This is a genomic window from Collinsella tanakaei, from assembly GCF_021531055.1.
GTDB lineage: Bacteria > Actinomycetota > Coriobacteriia > Coriobacteriales > Coriobacteriaceae > Collinsella > Collinsella tanakaei_B.
The window spans coordinates 113844-133373 of record NZ_JADYTL010000001.1; the positions used below are offsets into that span (position 1 = coordinate 113844).

The 19530-nt window shown below is 64.9% G+C and carries 20 protein-coding genes; 14 read left to right on the plus strand and 6 right to left on the minus strand.

Translation table 11 applies throughout. From position 1 onward, the window contains the following. The first annotated feature begins 139 nt into the window (after nucleotides 1-139). The 14 genes from alaS (at nucleotide 140) to I6E04_RS00530 (ending at nucleotide 13072) form a co-directional block, all read left to right on the plus strand. A complete protein-coding gene (gene alaS / locus I6E04_RS00465; RefSeq protein WP_235421116.1) occupies nucleotides 140-2800 on the plus strand; it encodes an alanine--tRNA ligase in 2661 nt (886 codons plus the stop codon). 1 nt (nucleotide 2801) lies between these two features. Then, complete coding sequence (gene ruvX / locus I6E04_RS00470; RefSeq protein ID WP_235421118.1) at nucleotides 2802-3230, plus strand: Holliday junction resolvase RuvX; 429 nt, start codon at nucleotides 2802-2804, stop codon at nucleotides 3228-3230. Beyond that, nucleotides 3223-4455 carry an endolytic transglycosylase MltG gene (gene mltG, locus I6E04_RS00475; RefSeq protein WP_235421119.1) on the plus strand — a complete coding sequence of 411 codons (1233 nt, stop codon included), beginning with the start codon at nucleotides 3223-3225 and terminating at the stop codon, nucleotides 4453-4455. The genes ruvX and mltG overlap by 8 nt, the downstream gene beginning before the upstream one ends. Beyond that, nucleotides 4452-4952 (plus strand): YqeG family HAD IIIA-type phosphatase, encoded by a 501-nt coding sequence (locus tag I6E04_RS00480; RefSeq protein ID WP_235421120.1) that lies wholly within the window; start codon nucleotides 4452-4454, stop codon nucleotides 4950-4952. The genes mltG and I6E04_RS00480 overlap by 4 nt, the downstream gene beginning before the upstream one ends. Nucleotides 4953-4955: 3 nt before the next feature. Further along, nucleotides 4956-5489 carry a shikimate kinase gene (locus I6E04_RS00485; RefSeq protein ID WP_235421122.1) on the plus strand — a complete coding sequence of 178 codons (534 nt, stop codon included), beginning with the start codon at nucleotides 4956-4958 and terminating at the stop codon, nucleotides 5487-5489. After that, nucleotides 5486-6595 (plus strand): hypothetical protein, encoded by a 1110-nt coding sequence (locus tag I6E04_RS00490; protein ID WP_235421124.1) that lies wholly within the window; start codon nucleotides 5486-5488, stop codon nucleotides 6593-6595. The genes I6E04_RS00485 and I6E04_RS00490 overlap by 4 nt, the downstream gene beginning before the upstream one ends. 78 nt (nucleotides 6596-6673) lie before the next feature. Then, a complete protein-coding gene (locus tag I6E04_RS00495) occupies nucleotides 6674-7804 on the plus strand; it encodes a M24 family metallopeptidase (protein ID WP_235421128.1) in 1131 nt (376 codons plus the stop codon). Between the two features lie 116 nt (nucleotides 7805-7920). Continuing rightward, nucleotides 7921-8484: an elongation factor P gene (gene efp, locus I6E04_RS00500; protein WP_235421130.1), complete on the plus strand. Its 564-nt coding sequence runs from the start codon at nucleotides 7921-7923 to the stop codon at nucleotides 8482-8484. A 166-nt stretch (nucleotides 8485-8650) separates the two neighbouring features. Then, entirely contained in the window at nucleotides 8651-9013 is a 363-nt protein-coding gene (locus tag I6E04_RS00505) for an Asp23/Gls24 family envelope stress response protein (RefSeq protein ID WP_235421131.1), read from the plus strand. 3 nt (nucleotides 9014-9016) lie between these two features. Further along, entirely contained in the window at nucleotides 9017-9508 is a 492-nt protein-coding gene (gene nusB, locus I6E04_RS00510) for a transcription antitermination factor NusB (RefSeq protein WP_235421132.1), read from the plus strand. Beyond that, nucleotides 9501-9767 carry an exodeoxyribonuclease VII small subunit gene (locus I6E04_RS00515; RefSeq protein ID WP_235421133.1) on the plus strand — a complete coding sequence of 89 codons (267 nt, stop codon included), beginning with the start codon at nucleotides 9501-9503 and terminating at the stop codon, nucleotides 9765-9767. Before nusB ends, I6E04_RS00515 begins: the two co-directional genes overlap by 8 nt. 8 nt (nucleotides 9768-9775) lie before the next feature. Further along, nucleotides 9776-10564 carry a TlyA family RNA methyltransferase gene (locus I6E04_RS00520; protein WP_235421134.1) on the plus strand — a complete coding sequence of 263 codons (789 nt, stop codon included), beginning with the start codon at nucleotides 9776-9778 and terminating at the stop codon, nucleotides 10562-10564. After that, nucleotides 10561-11430 carry an NAD(+)/NADH kinase gene (locus I6E04_RS00525; RefSeq protein WP_235421135.1) on the plus strand — a complete coding sequence of 290 codons (870 nt, stop codon included), beginning with the start codon at nucleotides 10561-10563 and terminating at the stop codon, nucleotides 11428-11430. The genes I6E04_RS00520 and I6E04_RS00525 overlap by 4 nt, the downstream gene beginning before the upstream one ends. Beyond that, nucleotides 11420-13072 (plus strand): DNA repair protein RecN, encoded by a 1653-nt coding sequence (locus I6E04_RS00530; protein WP_235421136.1) that lies wholly within the window; start codon nucleotides 11420-11422, stop codon nucleotides 13070-13072. Before I6E04_RS00525 ends, I6E04_RS00530 begins: the two co-directional genes overlap by 11 nt. Here the strand turns inward: I6E04_RS00530 and aroQ are convergent, their stop codons facing one another. From aroQ to aroB, 6 genes are read right to left on the minus strand one after another with little or no spacing between them, the layout of a single operon-like run. After that, nucleotides 13073-13519 (minus strand): type II 3-dehydroquinate dehydratase, encoded by a 447-nt coding sequence (gene aroQ, locus I6E04_RS00535; RefSeq protein WP_235421137.1) that lies wholly within the window; start codon nucleotides 13517-13519, stop codon nucleotides 13073-13075. Between the two features lie 33 nt (nucleotides 13520-13552). Next, nucleotides 13553-14803: a shikimate kinase gene (locus I6E04_RS00540; protein WP_235421138.1), complete on the minus strand. Its 1251-nt coding sequence runs from the start codon at nucleotides 14801-14803 to the stop codon at nucleotides 13553-13555. Beyond that, nucleotides 14803-15942: a prephenate dehydratase gene (gene pheA, locus I6E04_RS00545; protein ID WP_235421139.1), complete on the minus strand. Its 1140-nt coding sequence runs from the start codon at nucleotides 15940-15942 to the stop codon at nucleotides 14803-14805. The genes I6E04_RS00540 and pheA overlap by 1 nt, the downstream gene beginning before the upstream one ends. A gap of 3 nt (nucleotides 15943-15945) precedes the next feature. After that, nucleotides 15946-17082, minus strand: a complete 1137-nt coding sequence (gene aroC / locus I6E04_RS00550) for a chorismate synthase (protein WP_235421140.1) — start codon at nucleotides 17080-17082, stop codon at nucleotides 15946-15948. Nucleotides 17083-17095: 13 nt separating this feature from the next. Beyond that, nucleotides 17096-18415 (minus strand): 3-phosphoshikimate 1-carboxyvinyltransferase, encoded by a 1320-nt coding sequence (gene aroA / locus I6E04_RS00555; RefSeq protein WP_235421142.1) that lies wholly within the window; start codon nucleotides 18413-18415, stop codon nucleotides 17096-17098. Then, on the minus strand, nucleotides 18409-19530 hold the full coding sequence (gene aroB / locus I6E04_RS00560; RefSeq protein WP_235421143.1) for a 3-dehydroquinate synthase: 1122 nt from the start codon (nucleotides 19528-19530) through the stop codon (nucleotides 18409-18411). Before aroB ends, aroA begins: the two co-directional genes overlap by 7 nt.

Sequence of the window (19530 nt, forward strand, 5' to 3'; positions counted from 1 at the left end):
CGCGGCCCGATCCCATACTCTCGCGGTCATATGCGGTGCTTCGGTGCGTGCGGCTGTTTTTACCTTTACGGCCGCACGCGTCGGCTATACTAGGTGCGTTTACGCCTATCTACCGTGTTGAACATGAGGAGACGAACGCATGACCGCTGGTAATCCGACCATGACGACCGCCGAGATCCGCTCGGCGTTCCTTCACTTCTTCGAGGAGCGCGGGTGCAAGCTGTTCCCGAGCTCGTCGCTGATCCCCGACGATCCGTCCCTGCTGCTCGCCAACGCCGGCATGAACCAGTTCAAGCAGTACTACCAGGGCAAGAAGACCATGCACGAGATCGGTGCGACGTCCTGCCAGAAGTGCGTCCGCACTAACGATATCGACATCATCGGCACCGATGGCCGCCATGCCTCGTTCTTCGAGATGCTCGGCAACTTCTCGTTCGGCGGCGTGTCCAAGCAGCAGGCGTGCGCATGGGCGCTCGAGCTGTCCACCGAGGTCTTCAAGCTCCCGATCGAGCGTCTGTACTTCACGGTCTTCACCGACGACGATGAGACCTACGAGATCTGGCGTTCCCTCGGTGTCGAGGAGAGTCACATCTCGCGTCTCGGCGAGGACGACAACTTCTGGGCGGCCGGCCCCACGGGTCCGTGCGGTCCGTGCTCCGAGATCTACTACGACATGGGCGAGGACGTCGGATGCGGTCGTCCCGACTGCGCGCCGGGGTGCGATTGCGACCGCTTCCTGGAGTACTGGAATCTCGTGTTCACGCAGTTCGACCGTCAGGAGGACGGTTCGATGCCGGAGCTTCCGCATCGCAACCTCGACACCGGCATGGGCCTCGAGCGCATGAGCGCCATCATGCAGGGCAAGACCTCGTTTTTCGACGGCGACATCATGCAGGGTCTCATCAGGCTCGGCGAGGAGATCTCGGGGGCGTCCTATGTGAGCGACGACTACATCGGTCCGAGCCGTTCGCTGCGTATCATCGCCGACCATGCGCGCTCCGTCGACTTCATGATCTCCGACGGCATCCTGCCGGGCAATGAGGGCCGCGGTTACGTGCTGCGCCGTCTGCTGCGCCGCGCGGTGTTCCACGGACGTCTGCTCGGCGTGACCGAGCCGTTCCTCGGTCGCTTCATCGATCGCGTGAACGAGCTCATGGGCGACGCCTATCCGGAACTCACCAAGAACGTCGCGCTGGTCAAGGGCATCGTGAGCGCGGAGGAGGAGCGTTTCTCCACGACGCTCGACAACGGCCGCGTCTATCTCGACGAAGCGCTCGCCAAGCTCGGCGAGGGCGAGGTGCTCGACGGTGCGTCCGCCTTCATGCTGCACGACACGTTCGGCTTTCCGATCGACCTGACCGTCGAGATCGCCCAGGGTGCCGGCCATGAGGTCGATATCGACGGCTTCAACCGCGAGATGGAGGCGCAGCGCGAGCGCGCCCGTGCCAACGTCAAGGGCGACGCGTGGGGCTCGTTCAACGACGTGTGGACCGAGCTTTCCGATACGCTCGCTTCGACCGAGTTCTGCGGATACGACGCCGACGACATCGACGGCGCCCGCGTGCTCGCCATCGTGCGTGACGGCGCCTCGGTCGATGCCGCCGCGACGAGCGAGACCGTCGACGTGGTGCTCGACCGCACCCCGTTCTACGCCGAGATGGGCGGTCAGGTCGGCGATGCCGGCACGCTCATGTGCGGTGACGTGTACGTGACGGTGGCCGACACCGTCTCCCATAACGGTCTGTATGCGCATCGTGCACAGGTCACGAGCGCCGGTGAGCTCAAGGTGGGCGATGTCGTGCGTGCCGTCGTCGACGGCACGCGCCGTGAGCTCATCCGCCGCAACCATACCGCGACGCACCTGCTCGACGCCGCGCTCAAGGAGGTGCTGGGCGATCACGTGAACCAGGCGGGCTCGCAGCTCGACGACCATCGCCTGCGCTTCGACTTCACCCACTTCGAGGCCCTGTCCGCCGAGGAACTCGCTCGCATCGAGGAGATCGTGAACCGCGAGATCTTCGCCGCCAAGCCGGTCGTGACCCGTGTGATGGGCATCGACGAGGCCCGTGCTTCCGGTGCCGTCGCCCTGTTCGGCGAGAAGTACGGTGACGTGGTGCGCGTCGTCTCCGTGGGCGAGGAGGAGCATCCGTTCTCCCGTGAGCTGTGCGGCGGCACCCATGCCCGCAACACCGCCGAGATCGGCCTGTTCCGCATCGTCTCCGAGTCGTCCACGGGCTCCAACGTCCGTCGCATCGAGGCCGTGACGAGCCTCGGCGCCATGGCCTACCTCGAGGAGCGCGAGCGCATGCTCGCCGCTGCCGCCGAGGCGCTCAAGTGCCGTCCCGACGAGGTCGTCACGCGAATCGAGGCGCTCCAGCGCAACCTGCGCGACGCCAACCAGAAGCTCAAGGCAGCGCTCACCGGTGGATCCTCCGATGCCATCGCCACCGCGATCGACCAAGCCGTCGAGGTGTCCGGCTACAAACTCGTCATCGCCAAGCTCTCCGGTCTCGAGGCCGCCGAGCTCCGCAACGTGTGGGACACCGTCCGTTCGAAGATCCACACGCCGGTCGCCTGCGTGCTCGCCACGGTGACCGAGAAGGGTACGCCTGCCCTTCTCGCCGCCGCCACCGACGACGCCGCGAAGGCGGGCTTCAACGCCGGGTCCATCATCAAGGCGATCGCGCCGGCGGTCGACGGCCGCGGCGGCGGTCGTCCCACCATGGCGCAGGCGGGCGGCAAGAACGCCGACGGGATCGACGCCGCGCTTGCGGCTGCTCGCGGAGAGCTGGGACTGTAGCGTGATCGCGCTCGCCCTCGATATCGGCCAGACCCGTATCGGCATCGCCGTCTCGGACCGCACCGGTTCGGTCGCGATGCCGATCAAGGTGATGCCGACCGCCGAGGTCGTCAACCTGTCGCGTCCCTTCCGCCAACTCGTCGAGGACCATGAACCCGACGTGCTCGTCTGCGGCAGGCCGCAGACGATGGCGGGGGAGGATGGGCCGCAGGCCCGTCGCGTCGAGCAGGTCGCCCGTGAGCTCGCCGCCCGTCTCGGGTTGCCGCTCGAGTTCGCCGATGAGCGACTCTCCTCGCGCGAGGCGAAGCGCATCCTGCGCGAGCAGGGGCTCTCGGAGCGCCAGATGCGCGGTAAAGTCGATATGATCGCCGCATCCCTGTTCCTGCAAGCGTGGCTCGATGCTAGGAATGGAAAGGAAGAACGTGGATAACCAGACGAATCGCGGGCGACATCTCGCGCCGCGAAACACCTCCGTGAACGGTTCGCGTCCGGCTGGCACGCGCTTTGCCACCGATCGTCGCGCCCCCTCGCGCACCTCCACATCCGGAGTCCGTCCCTATACCGGCGCACGTGCTTCGCGCGGCTATCAGTCCCCACGTCGCAGGAACGTTCGCTCCTCGTCCTCGTCGCTGCCGGCGGTGATCGCGGCAATCGTCGCGATCGTCGTCATCGGCGTCATCGCCTGGTTCGCCGTTCCCGCCGTCATGGGCGCCTTCTCGGGTTCCGATGAGGCCGTCGAGGCTGGCCAGGAGGTTCGACTGACCATTCCCGAAGGCGCGTCCGGCGATACGATCGCGCAGCTCATGGCCGAAAACCATGTCATCGACAATCCCAAGGACTACTATGCCGCCGTCACCGAGCTCGGGGCCGAGACGTCCATCAGGCCGGGTGAGTACCTGCTCTATACCGAGCAGGACCCCAAGGAGGTCGTCCAACAGCTCGTCGACGGACCCAACGTGGAGGGTGCCGTCCTCGTCATCCAGGAGGGCCTGACCGTCGAGCAGACCGCCGCTCGCGTCGAGGAGACCTACGGTATATCCGCCGATGAGTTCCTCGCCCAGGCGAAGGCGTCCAACTACGTCGATGACTATCCGTTTCTCGAGGGCGCCTACAACGATTCGCTCGAGGGCTACCTGTATCCGAAGACCTATTCGATCTCCGATCGCACGCCCGACACGATCATCCGCGCCATGCTCGACCAGTTCGTCGCCGAGACGTCCTCGCTCGACCTGTCGGCCGGTCCCGAGGGCATCGACGCTCAGCAGGTCATCACCGTCGCCTCGCTGATCGAGCGTGAGACCGCCGTTATCGACGAGCGTCCGACCGTGGCGAGCGTGATCTACAATCGCCTGTCCATCGACATGCCGCTGCAGATCGATGCGGCGATCGTCTATGCACGCGGTGGGGGCAGCGATCTGGTCACCTATGACGATCTCGAGATCGACTCGCCGTACAACGTCTACAAGAACTACGGCTTGACGCCCGGGCCCATCTGCAGTCCGAGCATCTCGTCGATCGAGGCGGCACTCGCTCCGGCCGACACGGATTACCTGTACTATGTCGCTTCGCCCGACGGCGATGGGACCCATCGCTTCACCGCGGATTACGACGAGTTCGAGACGTTCCGCCAGGAGTACGAGGCGTCGCTGTCATGAGTATCTTTTCCCCTACACGCTATGTGGCGTCGGTCGATGTGATCGACCTCGAGCAGCTGTACGCGCAGGGTAAACGCGCGCTGCTGCTCGATCGTGACAATACGCTCGTGCCACGCGACCGCACCAGCGCCCCGCCCGAGGTCGCAGCATGGCTCGATCGCGCTCGGGAGCTCGGGTTCTCGCTCTATATGGTTTCCAATAACTGGCATAAGGACCAAGTCGAGCGCTCCGCCTCCGAACTCGGTCTCGATGCCATCTGCTTTGCGATGAAGCCGGCGCCGTTCGCCATCAACGCCGCCTTGCGGCGCCTCGGCGTCTCGCATGATGCCGCCGTGATCATCGGGGACCAGCTCTACACCGATGTGTGGGCGGGTACGTTGGCCGGCGTCGATTCGATCCTCGTCAAGCCACAGACGACCGTCGACCTGTGGTACACCAAGATCTTCCGCATCTTCGAGCGTCGCGCTCTGCGCGACGTGCCCTGTGAGGAGCGCTGACGCATGCAGGCGATCGTCAAGCGCGGATGCGATCACGTCTTCTTCATCGGGTTTCTGGGCGCCGGTAAATCGACGCTCGCCCGCAATCTCGGGCGCATGTTCAATCGGCGCTACGTCGATACCGACCGTCTCGTGGAGCGGACGCAAGGGCGCTCGGTCACCGAGATCTTCAACACCGATGGGGAAGCGCGGTTCCGTGAGCTCGAGACGCAGATCCTCGAGTCGCTCGCGCACGAGCGCAGCCTGCTCGTCTCCTGCGGGGGCGGTATCATCGAGACCCCGCGCAACATCGAGCTGATGCGCTCGATGGGGTATTGCGTGTACCTCGAGGGGGATATCGATGATTCCCTTCGCCAGATCAGAAGGCGCGATACGCGTCCCGACTTCAGGTCCGAGGCGCATGCGCGGCGACTGCTCGAACACCGTCGACCGCTCTATGAGCGGGCGGCCGATATGACGATCGATATACGGGGCAGGTCGTTCATCGAGGTCTCGTATGATTGTGCCGGTATTCTTTTGGAGCGTGGTTTGCTATGACGATTCGCCGTCAGCTTGTCAACTTCGGTCGCACGACGACCGACTACCGCGTAGGATGCGGCGCCTTGGGTGAGCTTGACTCGCTGGTCTCCCATGTCGTCGGTTCGCCCAAGCGCGCGATGCTCATCTGCGATGCGCTTGTATCCGACGAGGTGCACGAGCTCGCCCGGCGCGCGCTCATCGATATCGGATTTTCCATCGAGGAGGTGCGTTTCGGGGCGGATGCGTCCCTGACGCGTCTTGCGGATGCCGATGCCCTGCTCGCCCGCATCGCGGACGCCGCGATCACCGCCGACGACCTGATCGTCGCGGTCGGAGGGTTCGAGCTGTGCTCACTCGTCTCCTATTGCTCGACCGTCTGGTGCCAGGGCACCTCGAGCGTCGCCATCCCCCTGACGCTCGATGCCATGTGCTCGGTCGCCACCTCGATGCGTCAGCTCGACGTCGGAGATGCCGCCGAGATGGTCGGCATCCTGCCGCATTGGGACATGATCGTCTGCGACATCGATCTCGTCACCGCGAGGCCCGTCGACGAGGTCGGTATGGGATACGTCCAGCTCGTATCCTGCGCCCTTGCCGAGAGCAAGCGCGCATGGGAGCAGTTCCCCGATCTGGTCGACGGCATGCTCGCCGGGCGCGAGAAGTCGTTCGCCGATGCGCTCTGCCGCGCTCAGACCGCGCGCGGATCGGCCATCCGCTCCGCGAACCCCTCGTCACGCAATGCCGTGCTGTACGGCACCGTGACCGCTCGTGCGCTGGGCGCCTGCCTTGGTGGGGATGTCCCTGCATATCGCTTGCTTGCCGAGGGCATGCGCTTCGAGGCCCGACTCGCCCATGACGTCTGCGGCTTCGAGGCCGATACCCTGTTCGACCAAGATGACCTCCTCGAGGATCTGGGTATCGAGGAGCTCGCCTTCGAACTCGATGCCGATCGCTTCATCGAAGCGCTTCGCCGTGAGCGCTTCTCGCGTTCCAACCGATTCATGCTGGCCTTGCCGCGGTTCCCGGGCTCCATCAGGCTCGCTAACGTCGACGATGACGTGCTGCATCGCCATGCCGAGGCGTTTTTGGCCTCGCGCCGTCCCGATGCGGACGCCGACCGATAGGTCATCGTGCCGTCTGCCTACGTTGTGTCCGTCTCGCAGACGTCTGTCCTCCTAATTCGATGAGAAAGGTGTTTGATCATGAGTGATTGCACGACCGGTCCTTCCGCGCGCGTGGCGCGCGTCCGTTCGATGATGGACGATCGCGGCTACGACGCGGTCGTGGTGCGCGACGAGGCCAACCTGCGTTGGTTGACCGGTGCGATGGGCGTGTTCGACTACACCTACGAGTTCCCCCATGCGGCGTTCATCACCCGCGATGCCTGCTATCTGCATACCGACTCGCGCTATTACAACAGCTTCATGGAGAACCTTCCGGCCGATGGCGGTTGGCAGGTCGACATGGATGGGCACGATATCCCCGGTTGGGTCGCGCAGCGCGCGCTCGAGACCCGTTCGCGCACCATCGCGATCGAGGACGACATGCAGCTGTCGTTCTACCGCGGTATCCTTCGCGGGCTCGAGGACCGTTCGATCGCGGCTCAGCTGCCCTGCATGCACGGCGATATCCGCCGTATGCGCGCCGTGAAGGACGCCGAGGAGATCGCGCTCATGAAGCATGCCCAGTCGATCACCGACGCGGCCTTCGCGCATATGCTCGAGTTCATCAAGCCTGGCCTGACCGAGAAGCAGATTCGCACCGAGCTCGAGACCTTCATGTTCATGAACGGCGCCGATTCGCTCGCGTTCGACTCGATCGTCGCGAGCGGCCCGAACACCGCCAACCCCCACGCCGTACCGAGCGACCGCGTCGTCCAGAAGGGCGACTTCGTGCTCATGGATTACGGTGCGGGCTACCGCGATTACCGCAGCGACATGACCCGTACCGTCGTGCTCGGCGAGCCGACCGATGAGCAGCGCGCCCTTTACGACCTGGTGCAGCGCACCCATGAGGAGTGCGTCCGCGCCATCCATGCGGGCGTCGACGGCCACGATATCCACATGCTGTCCGTGAAGATCATCACGGACGCCGGCTACGGCGACTACTACGGTCACGGTCTCGGTCACGGGGTGGGCATCGACATCCACGAGCTTCCCAACTTCGGTCGGGCGAGCAACATCGTCGAGGCGGGTTCGGTCATCACCGTCGAGCCCGGCGTGTACCTGCCCGGCGTCGGCGGCGTGCGCCTCGAGGACTTCGGTCTGGTGACCGAGGACGGTTACGAGCCGTTCACCGAAAGCCCCCATGAGCTGCAGGTCATCGACTGCTAAGGGGAGTGCGCGCCGTGTTGCGCGCGACCCGTGGAATCGCGCCCGCCTCGCCGTGTGCGCGATGCCGTTAGAGTATACTTTCGCCGTTATGTGTATTGAGTAGGGAAGGATAACCCATGGCTTCCATCACCACCGCCGATTTCAAGAACGGCCTCGGTCTGCGCATCAAGGACAAGGTCTGCACCATCGTCGAGTTCCAGCATGTCAAGCCCGGCAAGGGCGGCGCGTTCGTGCGCTATAAGACCAAGGACCTCAAGACCGGTCGCGTCGTCGAGCAGACCTGCAACGCCGGCTCCAAGTTCGAGAGCGTCACCCTCACCACGACCGAGATGCAGTATCTCTACAACGACGGCGACAACTACTACTTCATGAACATGGAGACCTACGATCAGGTGCCTGTTCCGGCCGACTTCATCGGCGACAACGAGAAGTGGCTCAAGGAGAACGACATCTGCCAGCTGCTCTACGCGGATGACGAGCTCATGGGCGTGAACCCGCCGATGTTCATCGAGGTCGAGATCACCGAGACCGACCCCGGCTTCAAGGGCGACACCGTCCAAGGCGGCAGCAAGCCCGCCGTCATCGAGACCGGTGCCACCATCCAGGTCCCCATGTACCTGAACGTCGGCGAGACCATCAAGGTCGATACGCGCGACGGCAAGTTCGTGTCCCGCGTCTAGGCTCGCATATCGTCTGATGACCTCGGGCGGGGCCGCACATCCGGTCCCGCCCTTTTTTCATCGAGGTCGCTTATCGGGCTTCTTGCGGCCATGATACGGGGTATCGTGTACACTGGTTCCATATATGTCCTTCGGACGTCGACCAATCGCTGGAATGGGTGAGAACATGTCTGCTGAGATCACTATCGACGGTATCGCCATCGCGCCTGAGGTGCTTTCGATCATCGTGTCCCATGCGGTCGAGGGGGTCGAGGGCGTCGCTTCGGTCGGCACCAGCGACTTCACCGCCAATCTCGTCTCGATGTTCACGGCTCGCACCACCCAGCCCGCGCTTCCTCCCGTCGAGGCCGAGGTCGTGGATGGCGCCCTCCATATCACGGTGCGCCTGACCGTCTTTTTCGGCTATCCGTTCAAGAAGCTCGCCGAGCAGGTTCGTACCGTTGTCGCCAAGGCAATCGACGGTCAGGTCGGGGTTCCGGTCTCCAGCGTCGATGTCTGCATCGACAGCCTTGTGTTTCCCAAGGAGTAATGCGTGAGTTTGAAAGTTGAGCGCGGGCGCACCCTCGCCCGCAGTCAGGCCTTGCAGATCCTGTTCCAGGCCGAGGCACTCGATGAGTCCGTGGATGATGTCCTTACGGGCGACTTCCTGCTCTCCAAAGGTCCGCTGCAGCCCTACGCCGAGCAGCTCGTCCGCGGGTGCTACGAGCACCTCGATCGCATCGACGACGCCCTGCATGCCATCTCCGATAACTGGAGCCTCTACCGCATGCCCGCCGCCGATCGCAATATCCTTCGTATCGCAACCTATGAGATGCGCCTGCTCGACGGCGACGATCGGATCGACGATTCGATCGTGATCAACGAGGCCGTCGAGATCGCCAAGGCCTACGGCACCGATCAGTCCGCGCGCTTCATCAACGGCGTGCTCGGACGTATCGCCCGTGCCGAGGAGCTTCCCGGTGCGCCCGAGACCGCCGTCGAGGATGCATCCGAGGATACCGATGGGGATGCCATCGATGGCTGAATCGACGATCAACACCTTCGACGACATCACCGAGCGGCTCGATGAGATCATCGCGACCGTGCGATCCAAGGAGACGTCGCTCGAGCGCAGCCTCGATCTGTTCGACGAGGCCATCAAGCTCGGTTCGCGCGCCGTCGATATGGTCGACACATTCGAGCTGTCCCCGCGTGAGGCTGACGAACTCGCCCAGCAGATGGACGACGATGCATCCGCCGACACCGGCGATGCCGAAACGACTTCCGACGAGGTGGGGGAGTAGCGTCGGATATGAAGCGTGTCCGCCTCGACGATGAATTGATTGCGCAGGGTCTTTGTGCCGATCGGGATGAGGCCCTGCGTTTTTGTATGGCGGGGCTCGTGTCCGGTCCCTGCGTGCGTTACTCCTCGCCGGCGACGAAGGTCGAGCCGGGCGTCTCGCTGCACGTCAAGGGGCGGATTCCCTACGTCGGCCGTGGAGGGTTCAAGCTCGCCGGTGCGCTCGACGCCTTCGGTGTGGACCCTACCGGCTGCTCCTGTCTCGATATCGGCTGCTCAACCGGTGGGTTCACGGACTGTCTGCTGCAGCGCGGTGCCGCCCATGTCGTGTCCGTCGACGTCGGACGCGCCCAGTTCGATTGGTCGCTTCGCAACGACTCGCGTGTCACCTTGCTCGAGCGGACGAACGTCGTCGACCTTCCGAGCCTCGGCTACACCTCCTCGTTCGATCTTGCCGTATGCGACGTCTCGTTTACGAGCATCCGGACCATCCTCGCCGCCGTCATCGATGTGCTGCATCCGGGTGCGACCTTCGTGACGCTGGTCAAGCCGCAGTTCGAGGCCGCGCCCGACGATGTCGGTGAAGGCGGTATCGTGCGAGACCCCGCTGTCCATGTACGCGTGCTGCACGAGTGTCTCGACTACGTGTCCGCCCATGGGCTCGACCCCCATGACATCTGCGCGTCGCCCATCACCGGCGCGAAGGGTAACCGCGAGTTCTTCCTTTTGGGAACGCGTGCCGTCGGTGAGGTTCCGGCTGCGCGCGTCGATGACCTCAAACGAAAGGCCGAGAACCTATGAAGATCTTCCTCGTCGCGAATTACTCCAAGGATGAGGCCGTCCAAAGCGGGCTGACGCTCGAGCTGTGGCTCACCCGTCAGGGGTACGAGGTCGTGTGGGCCGCCGATAAGAACTCGAAGATCGCCGTCGACCATACTCCCGATATCGACGGCTCGGAGCTCGTCATCTCGCTCGGGGGAGACGGCACCCTGCTTCGCGCGGCGCATCTGGTCGGTGCGCGCGAGATTCCCATTTTGGGCCTGTCCTACGGGCACCTCGGATTCCTGACGGCGGCGAGTCCCCAGGATCGTGACATCCTGGGTGTCGTGTCCGATGCGCTTGCCGGTGAGATGCACGTCAGCCGACGCGCGACGATCGCGTGCGACGTGCATGTCGTGACGCCCGATGGGGGCGAGGAGGTCATCTCCGCCACCGGCTTGAACGATATGGCGCTCGCACGCGGTCCTCTTTCCGACATGGTCGAATTCGATATCTCGGTCTCCGGTCACCACATCGACCGCCTGCGCGGCGACGGCGTCGTGGTCTCGACGGCCACCGGCTCGACGGGATACGCGCTGTCCGCCGGCGGCCCGATCGTCAGCCCCGATTTCGACGGTATGGTGTGCGTGCCGATCGCCCCGCACACCATCCAGGCCCGTGCCTTCCTGACGTCGCCTTCCGACGTGATCGAGGTCACGATGTCGCGCGACCGTCCCTCGCAGCCCGCGATCGCCGTCGACGGTCAGTACATCCTTTCCGAGGGCGTGGTCGACCGTGTGGTCTCGCGTCGTGGCGATGCCGATATCCTGCTGCTCGATTACGGTCCGGAGAGCTTCTACAACTCGGTGTCCCGCGTGTTCTACGGAGTCAGGCGCCATGATCGATGAGCTGCATGTCGAGAACCTCGCGCTGATCGAGGACGCCGTGCTCGAACCGGCGCCCGGTCTGACCGTGCTCACCGGCGAGACGGGGGCGGGTAAGACCGCGCTGTTGTCCGCCTGCAAATTGCTCATGGGCGATCGTGCGGATTCCGCGATGGTCCGCGAGGGCACGGATGCCGCGGTGGTCGAGGGCCGTCTGTTCGACGGTCCGCACGATACCGAGGGCACCGTCGTCGTGAGGCGGGTCGCCGCCGACGGCAGGAGCCGCGTGCGCATCGACGGTACGCTGGCAAGCGTGAAGGAGCTGTCCGCGCGCATCGGATCGCATATCGACCTGTGCGGGCAGCACGAGCATCAGCGTCTGCTCGATTCCGCGACCCATGTCGAGATGGTCGATCTGTGGGCTGGAACCGCGGTCTCCCGGCCGCTCGATGCCTATCGTCGCGCCCTTCGCGAAGCGCGTGAGGCGCAGCGTGAGGTCGATCGGGTCGAGCGGGCGTCGCGTACACAGGGCGCACGGCTTGAGGAGGCGCGTTTCGCCTACGATCGCATCTGCGATGTCGATCCTCAGCCCGGTGAGCTCGAGGAGCTCGAGGAGACGCTTCCGCGAGCCCAGCACGCCGAATCGCTCGTCTCGTGCGCGCTCGATGCCGACGAGTCGCTTTCCGGTGAGGGGGGCGCCCTGGACGCGCTCAACGCGGCGATCGCGGAGCTATCGCGTATGGGTACGGTCGATCACGCGCTCTCGCGGTTTGCCGACGCGCTCGCCGAGGCGGCCATCCTCATCGAGGATGCCGCATCGGACCTGCGTCGATATCGGGATGACATCGATTTCGACCCGGCGTCCTTGGCTCAGCTGCAGGAGCGCTATTCCGCGCTCAAGGGGCTCATGCGCCAGTTCGGTCCGCATATGGAGGATGTGTTTTCGCGTCGGCAGGAGGCCGAGGAGCTGCTCTCGCTCGTCGACGATGCCGATCGTCATGTGGCCAAGGCCCGCGAGGTTCGCGACGCGGCCGAGACGGCACTCGCACGGGCGGCACGCGACCTGCAACGCGCCCGTAACGCCGTCGCGCCCCGCTTTTGCCGCGAGGTCGGCAAGCAGATGGCCCGTCTCGAGATGGGTGCATCCGAGGTCGTCTGGGATGCGCGCGAGCTTCCGCGCGAGCAGTGGAGCGAGATCGGGCCGGCAAGCTATGAGCTTCTGTATCGCAGCGGTTCTGGCATGACGCCGCGTCCGTTGCGCCGCATCGCCTCGGGCGGCGAGCTTTCCCGCGTGATGCTCGCCTGCAAGGTGGTGCTCGGCGAGGCTGACGGCGTCGATACGCTCGTGTTCGACGAGGTCGACGCCGGCGTGGGCGGCTCGGTCGCCCGCAGCCTGGCGGCGGTTCTCGCAGACCTGTCGCGCACGCATCAGGTGATCGTCGTCACGCACCTCGCGCAGGTCGCTGTCATGGGCGATATCCACTATGTCGTACGGAAATCGGACGGCGACATGCCCAAGACCACGCTTTCACGCGTCGGCGGTGAGGGCCGCGTGCGGGAGGTCGCGCGCATGCTGTCCGGCGATGCCAGCCAGGCGTCTCTCGCGCATGCACGGCAGATGCTTCGCGAGGCCGGTCATTTGGATGTGAGCGCGTCGGTCGGCTGATCAGGCGTCTTTGCCGTCGATATGCTCGACGAGGATGCGCATGGCGTGCGCATAGCCGTCGAGCCCTTCGCCCGTGACGGTGGCGATGCATGCGTCGCGCACATAGGAGATCTGCCGGAAGGCCTCACGTCGGTCCACGGCCGAGATGTGGATCTCGACGGTGGGAAGCGCGACCGCCTTCAGGGCATCGAGGATGCCCACGCTCGTGTGCGTATAGGCTGCCGGGTTGATCACGATGCCATCGAAGGTGCCATACGCCTCCTGGATCTTGTCGATCAGATCTCCCTCATGATTCGATTGGTATACCTCGATGCGCCCGCATCCCAGCTCGGCGCCGGTCCGCTCGCACAACGCGACGAGATCCTCATAGGTTTCGCGTCCGTAGATGTCCGGCTCGCGAATGCCGAGCATATTGAGGTTGGGGCCGTTGATGACGAGAATGTCCATGGAAGCTCCTTCGTGCCTGGGATCGAGGTGCGCTTATTCGTCGATCATGGGTGGCAGGCCCTCGAAGATGACGCGTGCCGTGGCCTGCGCGCTTTCACGCGAGTCGACGATCGTGTCGGCCCAGGAGCGATACAGACCCATGCGCTGCTCGGCAAGGTGCTCGATACCGTCTCGGGCGGTGATGGGGCGGCCTTTTTTCGAGAGTTGGTCGAGCGGTCTGTTGAGCATGACGATCCGGCTGTTCTGATGGAGCAGGGGATAGTTCTCCTCACGCGTCACCACGCCGCCGCCGCATGAGATGACGAGGCGCGAGCGCTGCGCGATGTCGTTCGTGCAGGCGGTCTCCTGCTCACGGAACGCTCGCTCCCCTTCGGACTCGATGTATTCCGCACAGGTGCGTCCCAGACGGCGCTCGAGTTCGTGGTCGATATCGATGTGCTCCCGGTCGAGCATACCGGCGAGCTGCTGACCTACGCGCGTCTTGCCGGACCCGGGCATACCGATGAGCACGATGTTCTGCTCGGTCGCCGAAAGCGTATCGCAGACTTCGTGGATACGTGCGGCATCAACGGTCGCGCCGGTGTAGCGCTCGGTCGCCTGGGCGGCTTGGGCGACGAGCATGAGCAGGCCGCCGACGGCGGGAATCCCCAGGCGCTCGGCCTCCATCATGAGGCCGGTGCGCGCCGGGTTGTAGACGATATCGACGACGGCTTTCAGGCGATCGAAGCCCTCGAGGGTGCAGGGCGACTCCGGACAGGAGGGATACATGCCCACCGGCGTGCAGTTGACGATCATGTCGGCATGGGCATACCGGTCAAGATCCCCATAGGTGACTGCCCCGGTACGGTTGACCGAGACCGGGCTCGCGCCCATATCGGTCAGGACGCGCAGCGCGGTCGTCCCGGCACCGCCGTCGCCGCCGAGCACGAGCACGCATGCGCCCTCAAGATCGACGCCGGTCGACTCGACCAGGAACTTGAAGCCGAAATAATCGGTGTTGTCGCCGCGAAGGCGACCGTCGGCGAGCCTCGTGATCGTGTTCACGTTGCCCATGCGGCGAGCGACGTCCGACAACTCGTCGAGATAGGGGACGACCGTCTTCTTGTACGGGATGGTGACGTTGACACCTTCCCATTCGTCACCATGCAAAAATGCCTCGACCTGCTCGGGTTCGCGCTCGAAGCGCACATAGTCGATACCCGCGAGTTCGCGGTAGATGACCGGCGTGTAGCTATGGCCGAGCGTGCGACCGAGGACGCCATAGGGGCGCGTCACATTTCCCATCAGAGTACCTCCGTGTAGGATCCGAGATAGTCGACGTGCTCGCACACGTCGTCCAGCGCGTCGAGAAGGGCCGGTAGGCGGTCGCTTTCGACCGGGCATTCGACATCGAAGTAGAACATGAACTCGAAGTCGTGCCCGACGATCGGACGGCTCTCGAGTTTAACGAGGTTGATATCGAGCGCATAGAAGCGTTCGAGCACGCGGTACAGCGAGCCCGGTTCATGGGACAGGCGCACCACAAGCGAGGTGCGGGTGGCGCCGGGATAGATCTCGGGATGTGCGGACACGACGACGAAGCGGGTGTAGTTGTTGTCGGAATCCTGTACGTCATGGGCGAGGATGTCAAGGTCGTAGAGGGATGCGCAGGCCTTGGAGGCAAGCGCCGCGACATCGTCGCGGTCGGAGGCCGCCACGAACGCCGCTGCCATCGCCGTGTTCTCGAAGACGTTCACGTGGGCGTCGAGACCCTCGAGGAAACGCGAGCACTGGGCGACCGCCTGCTCGTGGGAGTACACCTCCTTGACCTCGTCGAGTTTTGTGCCGCGCTTAGCCACGAGCTGGTGGTCGATCTTCAGGCGCAGCGACCGCACGATCGAACAGGAGTACCGTGCGAGCAGGTCGTAGACGGCATTGACCGAACCGGCGGTGGAGTTCTCGATGGGGACCACGCCGTAGGTGCACCTGCCGTCCGTGACGGCGCGGAAGACGTCCTCGAACGATTCGCAGTACGTGATCTGCGGGATGCGGAACAGCCGGCATGCGGCAAGCTGGCTATACGCGCCTTCGACGCCCTGGCAGGCGACGGATGCCATATCGGGAAACGCGGTCTCCACCCGCGATGCGTCCAAGACCTTGGAGGGAGCGCTCGGGGTATCGCCATGGATGATCTTGAGCTGTTCGGCCTTGTTCATGCTCATGAGAAGCGAGAACAGGCTCAGCGCCCCGTCACGGTAGCGCTCGGGCGTCGCGTGGGCGATATCCAGAAGTTTCTCGCGTTCGCGTGCAGGGTCGAAGACGGCTTTGCCCGTCTCGCGTTTCGACGCCGCGACGCTCGCGGCGAGTTCCATGCGCTCGACGTAGAGATCGAGCAGTGCGTCGTCGATCGCGTCGATGCGGGATCGGATGTCCGAGAGGTCCATGGGTCAATCCTTCTGATCGTTGGCGGTCGTGATGCCGGTGAAGGCTGCTGCCCCCTCATCGGTAAGCAGGGCGTCCATGAGGGCGAGGGCGCATGCCGCTTCGGCGACCGGCACGGCGCGCGGCACGATGCAGGGATCGTGCCGGCCATGTATCGACAGGTCGGCATCGCTCATGTGCTCGAGATCGATGCTCGCCTGCGTTCGCGCGATGGACGGGGTCGGCTTCACGGCCATGCGCCAGATGATCGGCGCCGCGGTGGTGATGCCGCCCAGGATGCCGCCGGCGTTATTGGACTGGACGGCAACCTCGCCGTCGCTTACCCGATACGGATCGTTGTTCTGGCTGCCGAGCATCCGCGCCGCCTGGAAGCCCGCACCGAACTCGACCCCCTTGACCGCCGGGATGCCGAAGGCGATCTGCGCGATGCGGTTCTCGATGCCGTCGAACATGGGGTCGCCGATGCCCGCCGGCATACCGTATGCCGCGCACTCGATGACGCCGCCGATGCTGTCCTGCTCGGCTTTCGCTCCAAGGATCGCGTCGTGCATCGCGCTCGCCGCCGCCGTGCTCACGCAGGGAAGGGCGTTCGCCCGGATCAGGGTGGCCTGGGAGGGATTGAGGTGCAGCGGGTCGAGCGGCATGTCCAGGATCGGCTCGGTGCCGAGGGAGGAGATGTGCGCGACGATGCGGATGCCACGCGATTCGAGCGCTTGACAGGCGATGGCGCCCGCCGCGCACAGCGGAGCGGTCAGCCGTCCGGAGAAGTGTCCGCCGCCCGCGACATCGTGGTAGCCGCGATATTTGACGTAGGCGGGGTAGTCGGCGTGTCCTGGCCGCGGGATGCGACGGAGTTCGTCATAGTCGCGCGAGCGCGTGTCGCCGTTGCGGATGATGCCGGCGATCGGTGCGCCGTTGGTGTGCCCGTCCGTCAAGCCTGCGATGAACTCGACGGTGTCGGTCTCGCGGCGTGCCGTGGCGGTGCGGCTCCTGCCGGGCGCCCGACGGTCGAGCAGTTGCTGGACCTGCTCGGTGTCGATCGCGATGCCGGCGGGAACGCCGTCGAGTGAGAACCCGATGGCGGGGGAGTGCGACTGCCCGAAGATGGAGAGCGTGATGGATGTTCCGTATACCGAAGCCATGGGACCCCTTCGTTTACGCTTCCGTGAGTTCGACTTGACCGCCGAGGAGGCGGTAGTGGTCGAAGAATTGCGGATAGGACTTCTGGACGGCCTGCGCGCCGCGGATCGTGACGGTGCCCTCGCAACGGATCGCGGCGATCGCCGCCATCATGGCGATACGATGGTCGTTGTGCGCGTCGACGACGCCGCCGCGCAGGCGCCCGACGCCATGGATGACGAGGCTGTCGCGGTCGATGTCCACCTGCGCGCCGAGCGCGTTCAGCTCCGAGGCGGTCGTGGCGAGGCGATCGGACTCCTTGATGCGCAGACGTGCGCAATCGCGGATGACGGTCGTACCCTCACAGCAGGAGGCGACGGCGGCGATCACGGGCACGAGATCGGGGATATCCTGCGCACTCATCGAGAAGGCATGGAGCTGGTCGGGCTGGACGATGGCGGAATCGGCCGAACGCCGCGTCCTCGCGCCGAAACGCGACAGCGCGGCGAGCACGTTGCGGTCGCCCTGCGCCGAGGTGAGCGAGACGCCCGCGACCTCGATCGGGTCCGTGCCGAGCGCGCCAGCGCACAGCCAAAACGCCGCGTTCGACCAGTCTCCCTCAACGCGAACCTCGCCGGGAGAGCGGTAGGAGCGGTCCTTGGTGCAAAAGCGCGTGACCTCGTCGATCCCGTTCGCGGCGACGCCGCGGTCGACGCGGACCTCGATGCCGAACTGCTTGAGGACCTGCAGCGTGATGTTGATGTAGGGACGGCTCTCTATACGGCCCACGACCTCGATCTCACACGCCCCCGGCAACAGCGGGGCGGCGAGCAGCAGGCCGGTGATGTATTGGGAGCTGACCGTGCCGGGAAGTGTGAATCGGCCGGGACGGATGCGACCGGACGTCCGCAACGGGAAACCGTCTTCGCGTTCGATCCCGCATCCCGCCGCCACCAGCTCGTCATCAAGCGGTGAGAGGGGACGCTGCCCGAGTCGCTCGGATCCGATAAAGGTCGCATCGGCGCCGAGCGCGCACGCGACCGGCAGCATGAACCTGAGCGTGCTGCCGGATTCCCCGCAATCGAGGGTGGCGCCCTGGAATGCCTTGAGGATGCCGAGCTCGATGCTCTTGGCGATCGGATGCACCTCGAAGCCGTCATCGGTCTTTTCGATGCGGGCGCCGAGCGCGGCAAGGCAGCGGACGGTGGCATCGATGTCCTCGCACGTGGTGTTGCAGATCACGTGCGTGGTTGAGCTCGAAAGCGCGGCGGCTATGATCATGCGGTGGGCGACGGACTTGGATGCGATCGCCGGCACCGTTCCGGAGAGCCGGCGCGGCTCGATGGTGGCTAGCATTGCGCATCACCTTCGCTTTCCGAAAGGCCTTCCTCGATCAGCGAGCGGAACTCCGCGAGCGGGATCCGCTCGATGGAACACGCTCCGATGCGATGCGGCAAGACGACGTCGATCTCGTCGCCGGCGCGCTTCTTGTCGTGCAGCGCGGCGGCGTAGAGCTCGTCGACGGGGAAGGTGTTCGATCCCTGCAGGCCGTGGGCGCGGCAGAGCGCCACGATGCGCTCCGGCACATCCGCGTCGCAGATACCGCGGTGTGCGGCGGCGCGGCAGATCGCTCCCATACCGAGGGCGACGCAGGTGCCGTGGCCGAGGCTGTACGCGGCGCACGATTCGATGGCATGACCGATGCTGTGTCCGAAGTTGAGCAGCTTCCGGGTTCCGGTCTCGCGCTCGTCGGCAACCACGACGGCGCGTTTGATATCGATGTTCCGTGCGACGAGGTACGCGACGCGCGGCAGGTCGCGCATGAGGAGCTCGAGGGTGAGCGGGGTGCGCTCGAGCTCGGCGAACAGGTCCGCATCGGCGATCGCGGCGTGCTTGACGACCTCGCCGCACCCGTCGGCGAACTGCTCGGACGATAGGGTGGCCAAGCATCCCACGTCGGCGATCACGACGCTCGGTTGCCAGAAGGCGCCGGCGAGGTTCTTGCCCGCTGCAAGATCGATGGCGGTCTTTCCTCCCACGGAGGAGTCGACCATCGCCAGCAGGCTCGTGGGCATCTGGATGAACCGGCACCCGCGCATATACGTAGCGGCGGCGAACCCCGCGACGTCCCCGACCACACCGCCGCCGAGTGCGACGACGATATCGCTGCGCGTCAGTTCATGTGCGGACATGAATTCGAGGATATCGATCAGCGTATCGGCGCGTTTACTCGCCTCGCCGGCTTCGAAGGTGTACTGCGATGCGGCATAGCCGGCGTCCTGCAGGCTCTTGAGCACCGGCTGCGCATAGAGCGGGCCGACATTCGAGTCGGTCACGACGACCGCCCGTGCACCGCCGCAGACCTCGCGGGCGATGGCGCCGGCCGCTTCCAACAGGAACGTGCCGATATGGACCTGGTAGGGTCGACCGGTGTCGACGTCGAGCGTGTAGTAGATCTTGGACTCAGCCAT

Excerpts from the sequence above, each read along its gene's own strand:
- I6E04_RS00490 (WP_235421124.1), top strand. The coding sequence starts at position 5,486 with ATGACGATTCGCCGTCAGCTTGTCAACTTCGGTCGCACGACGACCGAC.
- aroA (WP_235421142.1), bottom strand. The coding sequence starts at position 18,415 with ATGCTAGCCACCATCGAGCCGCGCCGGCTCTCCGGAACGGTGCCGGCG.
- I6E04_RS00540 (WP_235421138.1), bottom strand. The coding sequence starts at position 14,803 with ATGGGAAATGTGACGCGCCCCTATGGCGTCCTCGGTCGCACGCTCGGC.
- I6E04_RS00520 (WP_235421134.1), top strand. The coding sequence starts at position 9,776 with ATGAAGCGTGTCCGCCTCGACGATGAATTGATTGCGCAGGGTCTTTGT.
- I6E04_RS00505 (WP_235421131.1), top strand. The coding sequence starts at position 8,651 with ATGTCTGCTGAGATCACTATCGACGGTATCGCCATCGCGCCTGAGGTG.
- I6E04_RS00530 (WP_235421136.1), top strand. The coding sequence starts at position 11,420 with ATGATCGATGAGCTGCATGTCGAGAACCTCGCGCTGATCGAGGACGCC.
- aroQ (WP_235421137.1), bottom strand. The coding sequence starts at position 13,519 with ATGGACATTCTCGTCATCAACGGCCCCAACCTCAATATGCTCGGCATT.
- I6E04_RS00480 (WP_235421120.1), top strand. The coding sequence starts at position 4,452 with ATGAGTATCTTTTCCCCTACACGCTATGTGGCGTCGGTCGATGTGATC.
- aroC (WP_235421140.1), bottom strand. The coding sequence starts at position 17,082 with ATGGCTTCGGTATACGGAACATCCATCACGCTCTCCATCTTCGGGCAG.
- efp (WP_235421130.1), top strand. The coding sequence starts at position 7,921 with ATGGCTTCCATCACCACCGCCGATTTCAAGAACGGCCTCGGTCTGCGC.
- I6E04_RS00485 (WP_235421122.1), top strand. The coding sequence starts at position 4,956 with ATGCAGGCGATCGTCAAGCGCGGATGCGATCACGTCTTCTTCATCGGG.
- alaS (WP_235421116.1), top strand. The coding sequence starts at position 140 with ATGACCGCTGGTAATCCGACCATGACGACCGCCGAGATCCGCTCGGCG.
- pheA (WP_235421139.1), bottom strand. The coding sequence starts at position 15,942 with ATGGACCTCTCGGACATCCGATCCCGCATCGACGCGATCGACGACGCA.
- I6E04_RS00525 (WP_235421135.1), top strand. The coding sequence starts at position 10,561 with ATGAAGATCTTCCTCGTCGCGAATTACTCCAAGGATGAGGCCGTCCAA.
- I6E04_RS00515 (WP_235421133.1), top strand. The coding sequence starts at position 9,501 with ATGGCTGAATCGACGATCAACACCTTCGACGACATCACCGAGCGGCTC.
- I6E04_RS00495 (WP_235421128.1), top strand. The coding sequence starts at position 6,674 with ATGAGTGATTGCACGACCGGTCCTTCCGCGCGCGTGGCGCGCGTCCGT.
- aroB (WP_235421143.1), bottom strand. The coding sequence starts at position 19,530 with ATGGCTGAGTCCAAGATCTACTACACGCTCGACGTCGACACCGGTCGA.